We start from the raw sequence: 13,740 nt of genomic DNA on the forward strand, positions 1-13,740 counted from the left end.
CTGTAATGGAGGTGTACACAGATAGAAATTCATGAACCCTGACAACCTGAGGTTATCAAGTGAAAAGCCTTCGTCATCGACTTCCGTCACTGACCAGCCTGATGGCTTTCGAGGCCGCGGCCCGTGCGTTGAACTTCTCCCGCGCAGCCGAAGAGCTCCACGTTTCGCAAGCGGCGATCAGTAAACAGATCAGGCAGCTTGAAGAGTCCCTGGGGGTCGAGCTGTTCGAGCGCAACGGTCGACGCGTGACGCTCTCACCGAGGGGCAAGCAGCTTCATGCCAAAGTCAGCACGTCATTCAACTATCTGGCGGACGCCGTGGAGGAGATCTGTGCAAGGGATCAATGGCAACCCATCACCCTCGCAGCCAACACCGCGACAGCTCACTATTGGCTGAGCGAAGTCATGCGGGATTTCCGTGAGCACCATCCCCATTTTTCGGCCAGTATCCGGATGATCACATCGGACCACACCTCGGACCTGTTCGATGACAACGTGGACCTGGCCATCGTCTACGACCCCGTCCAACACGAGAACTGGTCATCGCAGCTTCTGTTCGAGGAGGAACTGTTCCCTGTAGCGAGCCCGGATTACATCAGGGAAAACCCACTTGAACACGATGGCCCCGAAGCCCTGTTCAAGCATAACTTGCTGGATTACGAGCGGCTCGAACCGAACTGGATCAACTGGAAAGCCTGGTTCAGCGCACAAGGTATCGATGCTCGCCAGATCAAACCGACCGAGTATGGAAACAACTACATCGTGTTGGTGGATGCCGCTACGCGAGGTCGTGGCGTCACCATCGGAACCCGCTACTTGCTCGATCAAGAACTGCGAAGCGAACGACTGGCCCGGCTTTCATCTCTCACTGTCAGGTCCGGTCGAGGCTATTACCTCATGTCCAACCTGGGACGCCCCTACCGTGACGAAGTCAACCAGCTGCGTGCGTGGCTGGATCAGTACAGCCAACCCAGCGCTGGAGAACAGCCCGCAAGGTCACTCACTTGAGCGACACCTGCTTGCGCAACTCGTCGGCAAAATGCTGCACGGCTATCGGGACCTCGTGATTCCCCAGCCGCAACTCGATCGTCACGCTCCCAAGCACCGGAAGATCATGGGTGAGCGCATCGAGTACTTGCCAGGCTGGCTGCATCAGTGCGCTCGACGTAGCAGCGATGGCGAGACCACTATCGACAGCCAGCTGAACGCCTGCGACGCCGGTGCACTCGAACGCGATTTCATATTCCCGCTGGCTGTCGCTTAACGCCTTCAATATCTGGCCACGATAACCGCACCCATGGGGATACAAAGCCAATGGAAGCGGGACGTCAGGCACCATCACGAAGGACTCGCCCGCGACCCACTGGAGCTGGTCGCAGCGCAGGATCTCCCCATTACCATCGTTATTGCGCCGCGTGACCAACGCCAGATCCAGTTCGCCTTTTTCAAGGGCGGAAAACAGGTTCTGGCTGATGTCGTTACGGATCTGCAACCGTACGTTGGGACAACGCTGGATGAAGTCGCGAAGCACCGGTCGAAGAAACGCGTTCGCATAGTCGTCTGGAATGCCAAAGCGAACGGTGCCGGAAATCTCCTCCTTGACGAACAGATCCATCGCCTCGTTGCTCAGGGCGAGCATCTTGCGCGCGTACTGCAGAAGCAGCTCTCCGTGGCTCGTCAGTTCGGCGGTTTGATGGCCCCTGTCGAGCAGCCGCTTGCCCACCTGGTCCTCGAGCTTCTTGAGCTGGATGCTGATGGCGGCCTGGGTCTTGTGCAGGCGCTGCGAGGCAAGCGAAAGGCTCTTGCACTCGGCAATGGTCTTGAAGGTATGCAGGAGGGACAGATCCAGTTGCCGCACAACAGCCGTCCTCGAATGGGGATTGAGATCAGAAAAAACGACAGCGGACTGCCCCGATGCCAGGAGCATTAAGCGAGCAAATCCTGACGTTGTCAAACGAGGTCGGGACGAGCGAACAGGTCTGCGTCACGGTCTGCGAATGAGCAGACACCTCGGCTTAAATTTTATTTAAGCCCGGCATTTTCTTTATTAAATATCGGCCCTCCAGACCTTCCGATACGTTATGCACAAAGCAGTTATCAAGCTCAAGAAACACAACAAGAACTGCATTGCCCGATGACGGTGGTAGCCGATGGGCTTCGCCGAGGAATAACAGATAATGACCGAATTCGATTACGTGATTGCTGGTGCTGGCTCCGCTGGCTGTGTCTTGGCCCGTCGACTTTCCGATGCCGGTCACAAGGTTTTGCTGCTGGAAGTAGGCCCCTCGGACAAGTCCTGGATCATTCGCATGCCGGCCGGGTTGCGGTCGGCCTTCAAGCCGACCTCAAAGTACAACTGGTGGTACTACACCGAAGAACAGGCCCACCTCAACAAACGCCGCATCCAGCAGCCTCGTGGCCGGGTGCTGGGGGGATCTTCTTCCATCAATGGCATGACCTGGCTGAGGGGGCATCCGATGGACTACGACCGATGGGAAACCGAAGGTGCCAAGGGCTGGAGCTGGGCTGATTGCGCACCTTACTTCAAAAAGATCGAATCCAGCGTTGTCTCAAGCGCTTACCGCGGTCAGGACGGGCCGATCAGGGCTCAACGGCAGGAGAAACTCAGCCCGCTCAACGCAGCGTTCCTGGAAGCCGGCCAGCAAGCCGGGTTTCCCCTCACCGACGACGTCAACGGTTATCAGCAAGAAGGCGTTTCACGTTTTGAAATGAGCGTCAGGGACGGCATCCGCAACAGCGCCGCGTACGGATACCTTCACGCCATGGGCGCACATCCGAACCTGACGATCTGGCTGGGCTGTGAAGTCCAGAAAGTCACCCTTGAGGGCCGTCGCGCCACGGGCTTTGAAGTCCGCTACAAGAACCGCCTCGTCAAGGTTCGGGCGCGGCGTGAGGCCATTGTGTCCTGCGGGGTTTTTGGCTCCGCCCAGTTGCTCATGTTGTCCGGTATCGGCCCCGCGGATCATCTGCGTGAACATGGCATCGAATGCCGCGTGGATTTGCCGGGCGTCGGCCAGAACCTGCAAGACCACCTCGAGTGCCACATTCAGATCGAGACCAAAGAACCGATTTCCTTGAACCGGGAGCTGCAACCCCACCGGATGTTGTGGGCAGGTGCGCAATGGTTCGGTCTGAAAAAGGGCGTTGCCTCGGTCAACCAATGTCACGTCGGAGCGTTCCTCAACAGCTCTGCGGCCACACCACATCCGGATATCCAGTTCCACTTCTTCCCGGTGTTCTTCGACAAGAACTGGATACCCGTGTCGACGACCTATGGGTATCGCATCGGGGTTGGCCCGATGCGCCCGACCAGTCGTGGAACGGTCAGGCTGCGCAGCGCCAAGGTCTCCGATCCCCTGCTGATCGATCCCAACTACATGGCGACAGATGAAGATTGGCGCGTCATGCGTGAAGCGATGCGGCTGGGTCTCGAGTTCGCCAATCAACCGGCCCTCAAGCGCTACAACCATCGCGAGGATACCCCTGGGACTCACATCCGCAGCGGCAAGGCGATGGACGAATTCATCCGTGAGGACGCGGCCAGCGCCTATCACCCATGCGGCACCTGCAAGATGGGTCAGAAGAAGGATCCCATGGCGGTGGTGGACAGCCAGCTACGGGTGCTCGGCGTGGATAACCTGCGGGTGATCGACGCATCGGTTTTCCCTTCGGTTCCGAGCGCGAACATAAACGCAGCCACGATCATGCTCGCTGAAAAAGCCAGCGACATCCTGTTGAAAAAACCGGCGTTGCAACCTGAGGCCCTGCCCTTCCACAGCCAGGTTTCTCCTTCACTCACGCGAACATCCGCATAGCGCGCTTCGCCACCAGGCAGTCAATCAGAGGAAAAGCAACATGTCACACATTACTCAGCGCCAAGCCAGCGCCAGCGAGAAAGAGCAGAGCCAGGGTTGGGAACTTTGGGAAAGTGGCGAGACGGACAGTTTCGAATACACCTACGACCAGGACGTGCAGTTCGTGGTGCAAAGTGGCAAGGCGGTTATTCACAGCACCACCCATGAGCCGGTGGCAATCAGCGCGGGCAACCACGTCACCATTCGCAAGGGTGTCGAGGCGAAGTGGGCAATCAGTGAGCCCATCGTTAACCGCTACCAATACCTTTGAGGGAACAGTTTGCTGACTCAGCAAAGAAATAGCATTGCCTGCAGGCACTGCTGATTAATAAAAACACGCGCCTTGGGACAGGCTCCAATCATCTATCTACCAAACCTAATAATTACACTTATTGGAGATTATTCGATGATCACTTTTTCGTTCGCGCGAAAAGCAACTACTTGGCTGGCGGGCGCCGCACTGTTGAGTGCAACGGTGCTCGCGCAAGCCGACGACCCCAAGCCTGTCATCATTGGCTGGGTGAACTGGTCGGATGCCGAGATCACCACCAAGCTTGCGACAACGGCGCTGGAAGATCAGCTCAAGCAACCGGTGAAGTTGATCCAGGCCGATATCGGCATTCAGTTCCAGGCACTGGCGACAGGCAAGGTCGACTTGATACCGATGGCTTGGCTGACCTTCAGCCACAAGCCCTTCTGGGACAAGTATAAAGACCAACTGGAAGACCTCGGCGTGCTGTACGAGGGCCGCCTCGGCCTGGCAGTGCCTACCACGATCCCCGTCAGTGAAGTCGCCAGTATTGCAGATCTCAATAAGCCTGAAGTCAGGGAGAAGCTCGGCGGCAAGATCCTCACCTCTGAAGTCGGTAATGGTCAGTACAAGACGGCGACCCGCGCCATCGCAGAGTACAAACTTGACGGTTACAAGCTCGTTGCCTCTTCTGAAACCGGAATGCTCAACGAGCTGGATCGAAATCTGAAGCGTGACAAGTGGTCACTGATCAACGCCTGGAGCCCCCACTGGATGTTCTCCACATGGTCCCTGCGCTATCTGGATGACCCCAAGGAGATCTACGGCAAGACCGAGCAGATCCACGCTGTGGCTCGCAAAGGATTCACTCAGGATTTCCCGCAGGTCGCGAATTTCTTTGCGCACTTCACCATTCCAATGAAAGACCTGGAAACGATGATGAAGCAGGCGCGTGAATCGTCGGCAGACAAGGTGGTTGCCGACTACTACGCCGCGCACAAGGACACCTATAAGGCCATGTTTCAAGCCGGGCCTGCCGTAACTGCTCAGCCATAACCTCTGCAATGTGAATCTGTCGGGCCATCTTCGTGAGTCGGTGGCCCGATGCAGATTCAAGTCCCATGTTGGTGACCTCGCGCTCTAATTTTTTTGTTTGCAAGGTGTTGGCCAACCTTCGAAAGCGCATGTCCTGAAAGGCATCGTTCGAGGAATAAAAACAATGTCTGATTCTCGTGTGTCGATTGAAGAAGTTCCCCTCAATGCATTTCATCAACTGCTAACGGTTCGCTCTGGAGGCGGTTCTTTCGTCGACGGGTATTTGCTGAGCATCATCGGCGTGGTGATGGTGCAACTGTCCGCCGCCATGAAACTCGACAGTTTTTGGGAAGGGATGATTGCTGCATCTGCTCTCATCGGTATTTTCTTTGGTGGTTTCGCCGGCGGTTTCCTGAGCGACTTCCTGGGTCGAAAAACCACGTTCATGATCGGTCCGGCGGTTTTTGTACTGGCCTCCCTGGGCATGCTCTGGACTGACTCGGCAGAAAGCACGTTCGCCTTACGCTTTCTGATTGGCGTGGCAGTGGGTATCGAATACCCGGTCGCCACTGCGCTGTTGGTAGAATTTCTACCTACACGATACCGAGGTCCCCGGCTCGCTTTGTTGGGGGTGCTCTGGTTTGCCGGAGCGGCCTGCGCTTATGTGTGTGGCGAGCTGATTCTGCGCACGGATGTCCAAGAGGCTTGGCGTTTCGTCCTGGCGAGTGGAGCGGTCGTTGCAGGTTTGCTGCTTCTGGTACGCATTGGCACGCCTGAGTCTCCCAGATGGCTGATCAGCCGTGGACGCAGAACAGAAGCGGAGCAAGTGATCAAACGCATCTACGGCCAGCAGTTTTCGCTTTCCAATCTTTCCGAACAACCCAGCGCTGCAAAAATCCCGCTGCGCAATCTCATCCGCTCCGGATACGGGAAACGCATGTTCTTCGTCGTCGTTTTCTGGACCTGCTCGATCGTTCCGATTTTCGCGGTGTACGCATTCGCCCCAAAGGTACTCGATGCATTGAACATCAGGGGCGATTTCGGTTCGCTCAGTTCGGTGGCGATTACGCTGTTCTTTGTGATCGGATGCATGGTCGCGACGCGCCTGATCAACTACCTGGGTCGGCGCAAACTGCTGATCTACAGTTTCGCGTGTTCAGGGATCGCGTTGCTTGGATTGGGCTTTTACCATGCCAGCGCCGGCATCATCATCTTGCTGTTCTTCTCCCTCTACGCCCTGTTCATCGGCGGTGCGCAAGTCCTCACCCTGGTCTACCCCAACGAGATATTCCCGACCGATATACGCTCCTTCGCGGTAGGCATAGGCACATCGTTTTCTCGTGTGGGCGCTGCTGCCGGCACTTATTTTGTTCCCGCGGCGCTCGAAAGCATTGGTGTCGAATTCACCCTGTATGCGGCAGCGGTGGTTACACTGGTCGGCCTGGTCGTGTCGTGCCTGTTTGCACCAGAAACGAGGTCACTGAGCCTTCAGGATGCTGCCGCACTCAGATAGTACTTCGTAATTTCGGCCCGAAAAGGCCCGCGTCCAATCGCATGATTTTGTCAGACCGTGTCAAGGACGCCCAAATGCAAGTCAGAAGTGAGAGAGCGGCCACCGCGTGTGGGCTGGTCGCCATTGTGCTGTGGAGTACCGCCGCTGGATTGATCAGGAGTGTGAGCGAGGATTTCGGGCCGGAGGCTGGGGCCGCAATGCTCTATTCGCTGGGGGCCCTGTTGTTGACGGTGTTTCTGGGTCGTCCACGGCTGCGCGCGATTTCATGGCCGTACCTGGTAGCTGGCAGCGCTCTGTTTGTCGCCTACGAGGTATGCCTGTCCCTTGCGCTGGGTTATGCGGTCAGCCGCACTCAGGCTATCCAGCTTGGGGTGGTGAACTATCTGTGGCCCAGCCTGACGATATTGCTCTCGATCATCCTGGGTGGACAGCGGGCAAACTGGCTTATTCTGCCCGGCACGGCGCTCGCGCTGTTGGGCATCCTATGGGTGGTGAGTACCGATGGACTGTCCTTGCCAGGCATTCTGGCCAACATCGAGTCCAATCCGCTGAGCTATGGCCTGGTGCTGACGTGCGCCATTACCTTTGCCGTGTATTGCAACCTCACACGAAGACAGGCCGGCGGCCAGAACCTGGTGATGCCCTTTTTCGTCTTGACGGCGGTGACGCTTTGGGTGAAGTACGGTTTTGGCAGTGGGGCCATTCCGGCGTTCACGTTGCACGGCAGCTTGGGGTTGGTTGCCGCTGCAACAGCCATGGCGGGTGGCTATGCCCTGTGGAACGTTGGCATCATCCGAGGGAACCTCACGCTCCTGGCCACTGCTTCGTATCTTGCCCCTGTACTGTCATCGGCGTTCGCGGCCCTCTGGCTGGGTACGCACCTGGATTTGCAGTTCTGGCAGGGGGCGACCCTGGTCACGGTGGGGTCGTTGATCTGCTGGTATGCAACGCGCAAGGGAGGTGCGAACTAAGTGGAGGGAGCCAATCCTACGATGCCTTTTCAAAGCATCGAGTGTCAGGGCCTGACTCGAGGCCGAGCCGCAAGGTCGCTCAGAGATTCTTTATCTGAATCAGATACTGACAGATCAGCTTGCCATCGCGCAGGCAGTGCTCTTGCGCTGGCATCCCTGTTGCCTCGGAGAAAAATGCTGCAAGGGCCTTGCAGCCACAGGGTTCCTGGCGCACAGCGCTACCAATGGGACAGCTATAATTGCGAACCATGATGCCTTCAGGATGCTTGATGGCTTCTGTACTTGCGCCCAAGGCGTCCGCCGCCGCCATGGCAGCGCGCAGGCCGCTTTCAAAATCGGTGGGTGAAGCCAGGCCAGCGGCATGCGCCATCTGACGGCCGGTCTTTTCCAACAGGTCGCTCAATACGTCCTTTGCACAGCTATCGCCGAGGGTCGTCAGCAGGGCCTTGAGGAATACGGGATAAGCCCCGGAATTAATGTCTTCGGCACCCGCTGCCGCCTCGAATACAGCGGCGGGCTTCCCCGCGCCTCCACGCTCCAATGTTTTTTGCCGGCGCACCAGCCCCTCTGCCTCCAATTGCCTGATCTGGACATTGATGGCGTTACGGGTAATGCCCAAGCGTTCACAGAGCTGGTTGACGGTCAGCGTTTCACGCTGAAGCAGTTTGAGGATGTCGTTCTTCGTACTCATCAGGCGTCTGGCAGGCCAAATTCCGCAGTATAGCCATAGCCACCGCTACGCTCGACACATCATTTGGCCCAAAGGTCATCCAAATTAATAAATAATTAAGACAATTTATATTGTCATTAATGCACAAATAGGTCATGGTATGCCAGCGTCACCCCCATAAACAGGAGTCCATCATGCGTAAAACACTACCCTCCCTCGCTGCGTTTGCCGTCGCTTTGGCGTGCTCCGGCACACTGCTGGCCGAGTCCGCCGACAAGGTTGCAGCCGCACAGAAATCCACGCCCACTCAGTTGGTCGACGCACTGAATGGCGTTTTCGGCAAACATCCCGCACGAGCAGTCCACGCGAAAGGTATCGTGTTGGAGGGCACATTCACCCCCAGTGATACCGCAAAAGCCATCAGCAAGGCGCCGCACCTGCAGGACACCAGCGTTCCCGTGACGGTGCGCTTTTCCGCTTTCGCCGGTATTCCTACCGTGTCGGACACCGACGGGCTGGCCAGCCCGCGTGGCTTGGCGGTCAAATTTCATCTGGCGGGAGGGGCGACCACGGATATCGTGGCGCACTCGTTCAACGGCTTTCCTTCAGCAACCGCGGACGATTTCCGAGACCTGCTGATTGCCCTGAGCCAAAGCGGACCAGATGCCGCCAAGCCAACACCGCTTGAAACCTATCTGGGGACGCATCCGGCCGCCAAGAACTTCCTGACCGCTCCCAAGCCGGCTCCGATCAGCTACGCAACGCTGCCCTTTTTCGGCGTCAACACTTTCAAGTTCACCAATGCCGCGAACACCGCTACTTACGGACGCTATCAGTTCCTGCCAGTGGCCGGAGAGCACTACCTGAGCGATGCCGAAACAGCCAAGCAGGCACCGGATTATCTCGGCAACGAGATCCAGGAACGGGTCAAGCACGGTCCGGTCAAGTTCAAGCTGGTGCTGCAGATCGCCGACGCCGGCGACAAATTGGATGACCCATCGGTGACCTGGCCCAAGCAGCGCAAGACCGTGGAGCTCGGTACGCTCGAAGTCACCAAGACAGTGGCAGACAACGACGCGGCCCAAAAACAGCTGATGTTCCTGCCAAGCTCGGTACCTGCCGGCATAGAGACCGCAGACCCGATGATTGACGCACGCTCGGCGGCTTACCCGATCTCTTTCGGACGTCGTCAGTAACGTAGGCAAACCACCTACTTTTCCCGCTCATCCCTGCAGGAGTAAACCCCATGCCGCTGCTCAAATTCGATGTCATTGTCGGTCGCAATGAACACGATTTACGAACCCTCCTGGACACCACGCATGAAGCGATGGTCGAGGCTTTCGATGTGCCGGCGAGTGACCGCTATCAATCGGTTACCCAACACCAACCAACGGAGATGATTCTGGAAGACACGGGTCTGGGCTTCAAACGATCAGACAAAGTGGTGCTCCTGACTGTCATCTCGCGCCAACGAACCACGGCGCAAAAGGAAAGGTTCTATGGGCTCTTGTCCGAGCGATTGCATGATCGGTGTGGCATATCCAGGGATGACTTGATCGTATCGATTGTGGAGAACACCGATGCGGACTGGTCATTCGGCCATGGCCGGGCGCAGTTCCTGACCAAGGAACTGAAATAGGTCGCCATCGCTGTATGCATCCGCTGATACCCACTTGAAATTCGGGGCACTGTATTGGCCGTAATCCAGGCCAAGACAGTGCCCCGAATCATTCCATCGTGCTCACCCCACCGGCATCGCGTCATACGGGCGCAAACCTTCATTTACTCAAGGCCTGAAACGAAGGACTTTCAACAATCTCAACAAGAGAATAATATTTATTGATTATTCTTAAATTGAGATTGAGATGGACCTATCTTCTTTAGCGATCTTCGAGACGGTGGCCTCGGAACTCAGCATCACCAGAGCAGCCACGGCCTTGGGCCGCGCGCAGTCAAATGTGACAACCCGCATACAGGCATTGGAACAACAGGTGGGTGCGGAGCTGTTCATACGAGAGGGTAAGCGCTTGCGACTGACCGAACGGGGCAACGTTTTCCTGGCGTACAGCCGACGAATTCGCGCCATGGCCGAGGAGGCAATTCAGGTATTGCATCCTGGCGAGCCTCAAGGCGCTTTACGGATAGGTGCCATGGAAAGCACGGCCGCGATCCGTCTGCCATCGATACTTGGAAGCTTTCACGGAGCCTGGCCGCGTGTGGGACTCAACCTTGTGACAGGCACCTCAAAAGGGCTCGTCGAACAACTGCTTGAAGGAGGCGTCGATTGCGCCCTGGTAGCGCTCACCCCTGAAGAGCAACTGGCGTCCAGCGAGTTCCTGCTTGAACAAGGCCTGGAAGGCATCCCCGTTTTCCAGGAAGAGCTGGTATTGCTGACTCCTTCAAACTTAGCCCCCAATGATTTCGAGAGCGTGTCCCTGGCCGCTTTCTCCAAAGGTTGCACCTATCGTCTGGTTGCTCAGCGGTGGTTGGCGGCACAGGGGCAATCCATGCCCAGGACCATCCTTGAAGTCGGTTCCTACCATGCCATGTTTGCCTGCGTCACGGCCGGCCAGAGCATCTGCATCATGCCCAGAAGCTTGCTTGCGTTGCAGAAGACCGTCCGCGGGATTCAGCTCATCCCGGTGGGACCGGTGGAGACCTGGCTGGTCTGTCGAAGAGGCTATTCGACCGCCGCGTTCGAAGCATTCAAAGATGCACTTTTGAGCGCCGGCACAGAGGCCGACACTGATACGCGTAGCGGATGAACGCCCACGTGGCGAGCGCATCGAGCGGGCTTGGATGGCTGCTCACAATCGCCCGGAGATCCGTCCCTCGTCCTTCGATTCACTTGTCCAACATGAGAACGTGCAATGAACAAGTCGCTCATCCAATTGCTGGGTATCCGTCACCCCATTATTCAGGCGCCGATGGTTGGCGTATCCACGCCGCTGTTGGCGGCAGCCGTCACCAACGCTGGCGGATTAGGCTCACTTGGGCTCGGCGGCAGCACGGTCGAGCAGGCCAAAGCGCTGATTCAAGACACGAAAGCGATGACTGGCGGCCCGCTCAACGTCAACCTGTTCTGCCACCGGCCAGCCTCTGGCGACCGACTGCGCAGCGACGCCTGGATAAAACATCTGACCCCTCACTTCCAGGCATTCAATAGCCAGCCTCCTACCGAGCTGGCTGAGATCTATCGCAGTTTCCTGGCCTACGAACAAATGCTGGATCTGCTGCTGGAACAGCGCCCGGAGGTCGTAAGCTTCCATTTCGGTGTACCGCCCGTGACATGGATCAAGGCCCTGAAGGAACGAGGCATTATCACCTTGGGATGCGCCACTACGGTGAGCGAAGCGCATGAGGTGGCTCAGGCCGGCATCGATGTCATCGTCGCTCAAGGCGTCGAAGCCGGTGGCCATAGGGGGGTGCTCGAATATGAACTGGGCGAAGATGCACAGATCGGTCTTTTCGCGCTACTGCGCCAAGTGGTTAAACAGATCAACTTACCTGTGATCGCGGCAGGCGGAATCATGGATGGAGCCGGTATAAGTGCCGCTCTTGCCCTGGGCGCCGGAGCCGTACAAATGGGTACCGCCTTTCTGCTTTGTCCGGAATCCTCCACAACGGCCGCGCACCGTGAGGCATTGAAATCGAGTCGCGCCGCCGATACCCGAATCACAAGGGGCATCTCCGGTCGTCCAGCGCGCGGTCTGGTCAACAAGTTGTATTTCGAAGCACCTGGCAATGGTCACCAACAGGCCGTACCTGCGGAGTTTCCGCTGGCGTATGACCTCTCCAAGAAACTCCACGCATTGGCCCTGAAATCCGGATGCAACGATTTTGCCGCGCAGTGGGCCGGCCAGGGAGCGCCCCTCGCCCGCGAGCTGCCTGCCGCCACGCTTGTTCAAGCACTTGTCGATGAGCTGGGCGTTGCCTCGTCCACTCGATGATATCCACCCACCTATAGAAGAGGTCTGTCATGCCACTGTTAAAAATCGATGTCGTAGAAGGCCGCTCCGATGAAGCAATCCAGCGGCTGCTGGATACGACTCATCGCGCCATGGTAGACGCGTTCCAGGTACCGGAACGTGATCGTTACCAGATTCTCAACGAGCATGCCCCCAATCGCATGATTGTCCAGGACACGGGACTGGGCTTCGAGCGAACCGATCAGGTTATCGTCATTACCGTCATCAGCCGACCACGCAGTGTCGAAATGAAAAAGCAGTTCTACTCGCAGCTGACTGAGGGGCTCAAACGTAACTGCGGCATCGCATCGACAGATGTGATGGTTTCGATCATAACCAACGCCGATGAAGATTGGAGTTTTGGCCTGGGCCAGGCTCAATTCCTTACAGGTGAGCTCTGACTCGCGTAACGCAACATACTGGAGGAGCCCCCGCTACCTCCAGTACCTATCTCGCCGGAGCTGAAACAAAGCCGCCGGTGAATGCATCGCGCAACCAGGCAATAAAAACACTTGCCGCCCGCGGTACATTCGCAGAATAAGGCCGGATCGCAAACAAATACGAAGCAAACGCCCCGGTAGACTCCCAGTCGGGCATGACTTCAACGAGCCCACCGTCGCGCAGTGCCGCTTGCGCACTGAAATCCGGCAGCAAGGCGATCCCCAATCCGCAGAGCGCCGCCTCGCGCAACGCCTCACTGTTATTCGCGGAAAATATGCCATTGACCGGCACCGTCGTACGCGGGTGATTATGTCCCGCGCCACGCGGCACAAAGTGCCAGGCCGGCTGATCCTGGCGGGGGTAGTACAGGCAATCCTGATCGACCAGCATGTGGGGCTCCGTTGGTGAGCCCCGACGCTGCAAGTACGCACGACTGGCAACCAATAGCGTGCGTGTGCGACAAAGCGGCCAGGCTACATGAGTATCGGGCGGCGTCTCCGTATGTCGAATGGCAAGGTCAAACCCCTCCATCGCCAGAGCATTGATGTTGTCCGACATGGACAGTTCGATACGGATATCCGGATAGGCTTGAAAGAAACTTGCCAGCCTGGGTACCAGTTGCTGCCTGGATAACGCAACCGGCGCGGTCACTCGAAGCAATCCCCGGGGCGTTTGCGCAAGATCCTGAACGCCGGCAAAGCTATGTGCGATCGTCCCGAACGCCACACGGGTTTCCTCGACCAGGCCACGACCGGCATCCGTAAGCCGCACGCTGCGCGTGGTTCGCCGCACCAGGGTCACGCCCGCTTGCCTCTCCAGTTCGGCAATGTGCTGGCTCATCGCAGCCTTGCTGATCCCCAGACGACGCGCCGCCGCTGTAAAACTTCCCTGCTCAGCCAGCACGGTCAACCAATGGAGTTGATTCCAAGGGGTGTCGAAAAGGGATTTTTTCATGAATGTTATTGTTTGCCATGGTGAACAATGAGTTCAATAGTAGACGACTAGGCGCCCCCCTGCA

General features: G+C 57.4%; 14 protein-coding genes. 11 read left to right on the forward strand and 3 right to left on the reverse strand.

What is annotated here, in order from left to right:
• The first annotated feature begins 59 nt into the window (after window positions 1-59).
• The gene (locus N4Q37_RS00065) at window positions 60-1,007 is read left to right on the forward strand and encodes a LysR substrate-binding domain-containing protein (protein ID WP_260954327.1); all 948 of its coding nucleotides are present in this window, start codon (window positions 60-62) and stop codon (window positions 1,005-1,007) included.
• Here the strand turns inward: N4Q37_RS00065 and N4Q37_RS00070 are convergent.
• Entirely contained in the window at window positions 1,000-1,926 is a 927-nt protein-coding gene (locus N4Q37_RS00070) for a LysR family transcriptional regulator (RefSeq protein WP_260954328.1), read from the reverse strand. The two genes, N4Q37_RS00065 and N4Q37_RS00070, sit on opposite strands and share 8 nt — an antisense overlap.
• A gap of 250 nt (window positions 1,927-2,176) precedes the next feature.
• Here N4Q37_RS00070 and N4Q37_RS00075 point away from each other — a divergent pair, with 250 nt between their 5' ends.
• The 5 genes from N4Q37_RS00075 (at window position 2,177) to yddG (ending at window position 7,643) form a co-directional block, all read left to right on the forward strand.
• Window positions 2,177-3,835, forward strand: coding sequence for a choline dehydrogenase (locus N4Q37_RS00075; protein WP_260954330.1), 1,659 nt, complete (start codon window positions 2,177-2,179; stop codon window positions 3,833-3,835).
• Between the two features lie 40 nt (window positions 3,836-3,875).
• Window positions 3,876-4,145, forward strand: a complete 270-nt coding sequence (locus tag N4Q37_RS00080) for a cupin domain-containing protein (RefSeq protein WP_260954333.1) — start codon at window positions 3,876-3,878, stop codon at window positions 4,143-4,145.
• A 135-nt stretch (window positions 4,146-4,280) separates the two neighbouring features.
• Window positions 4,281-5,180 carry a glycine betaine ABC transporter substrate-binding protein gene (locus N4Q37_RS00085; protein ID WP_260954335.1) on the forward strand — a complete coding sequence of 300 codons (900 nt, stop codon included), beginning with the start codon at window positions 4,281-4,283 and terminating at the stop codon, window positions 5,178-5,180.
• A gap of 163 nt (window positions 5,181-5,343) precedes the next feature.
• The gene (locus tag N4Q37_RS00090) at window positions 5,344-6,672 is read left to right on the forward strand and encodes an MFS transporter (RefSeq protein WP_260954337.1); all 1,329 of its coding nucleotides are present in this window, start codon (window positions 5,344-5,346) and stop codon (window positions 6,670-6,672) included.
• 74 nt (window positions 6,673-6,746) lie between these two features.
• Window positions 6,747-7,643 carry an aromatic amino acid DMT transporter YddG gene (gene yddG, locus N4Q37_RS00095; protein WP_260954338.1) on the forward strand — a complete coding sequence of 299 codons (897 nt, stop codon included), beginning with the start codon at window positions 6,747-6,749 and terminating at the stop codon, window positions 7,641-7,643.
• A gap of 79 nt (window positions 7,644-7,722) precedes the next feature.
• Here the strand turns inward: yddG and N4Q37_RS00100 are convergent, their stop codons facing one another.
• Window positions 7,723-8,334, reverse strand: coding sequence for a helix-turn-helix transcriptional regulator (locus N4Q37_RS00100; protein WP_260954340.1), 612 nt, complete (start codon window positions 8,332-8,334; stop codon window positions 7,723-7,725).
• 173 nt (window positions 8,335-8,507) lie between these two features.
• Here N4Q37_RS00100 and N4Q37_RS00105 point away from each other — a divergent pair, with 173 nt between their 5' ends.
• The 5 genes from N4Q37_RS00105 (at window position 8,508) to N4Q37_RS00125 (ending at window position 12,682) form a co-directional block, all read left to right on the forward strand.
• Window positions 8,508-9,509 carry a catalase family peroxidase gene (locus N4Q37_RS00105; protein WP_260954341.1) on the forward strand — a complete coding sequence of 334 codons (1,002 nt, stop codon included), beginning with the start codon at window positions 8,508-8,510 and terminating at the stop codon, window positions 9,507-9,509.
• Window positions 9,510-9,559: 50 nt separating this feature from the next.
• Window positions 9,560-9,952 (forward strand): tautomerase family protein, encoded by a 393-nt coding sequence (locus N4Q37_RS00110; RefSeq protein ID WP_260954342.1) that lies wholly within the window; start codon window positions 9,560-9,562, stop codon window positions 9,950-9,952.
• Between the two features lie 226 nt (window positions 9,953-10,178).
• Window positions 10,179-11,078, forward strand: coding sequence for a LysR substrate-binding domain-containing protein (locus N4Q37_RS00115; protein WP_260954343.1), 900 nt, complete (start codon window positions 10,179-10,181; stop codon window positions 11,076-11,078).
• Window positions 11,079-11,183: 105 nt separating this feature from the next.
• A complete protein-coding gene (locus N4Q37_RS00120) occupies window positions 11,184-12,263 on the forward strand; it encodes an NAD(P)H-dependent flavin oxidoreductase (protein WP_260954344.1) in 1,080 nt (359 codons plus the stop codon).
• Window positions 12,264-12,292: 29 nt separating this feature from the next.
• Entirely contained in the window at window positions 12,293-12,682 is a 390-nt protein-coding gene (locus N4Q37_RS00125; protein WP_260954345.1) for a tautomerase family protein, read from the forward strand.
• A gap of 46 nt (window positions 12,683-12,728) precedes the next feature.
• Here N4Q37_RS00125 and N4Q37_RS00130 read toward each other — a convergent pair whose 3' ends face one another.
• Window positions 12,729-13,676 carry a LysR family transcriptional regulator gene (locus tag N4Q37_RS00130; RefSeq protein WP_260954346.1) on the reverse strand — a complete coding sequence of 316 codons (948 nt, stop codon included), beginning with the start codon at window positions 13,674-13,676 and terminating at the stop codon, window positions 12,729-12,731.
• Window positions 13,677-13,740: the final 64 nt, after the last annotated feature.

It is taken from the genome of Pseudomonas citri (assembly GCF_025336485.1).
GTDB classification, from domain to species: Bacteria; Pseudomonadota; Gammaproteobacteria; order Pseudomonadales; family Pseudomonadaceae; genus Aquipseudomonas; species Aquipseudomonas citri.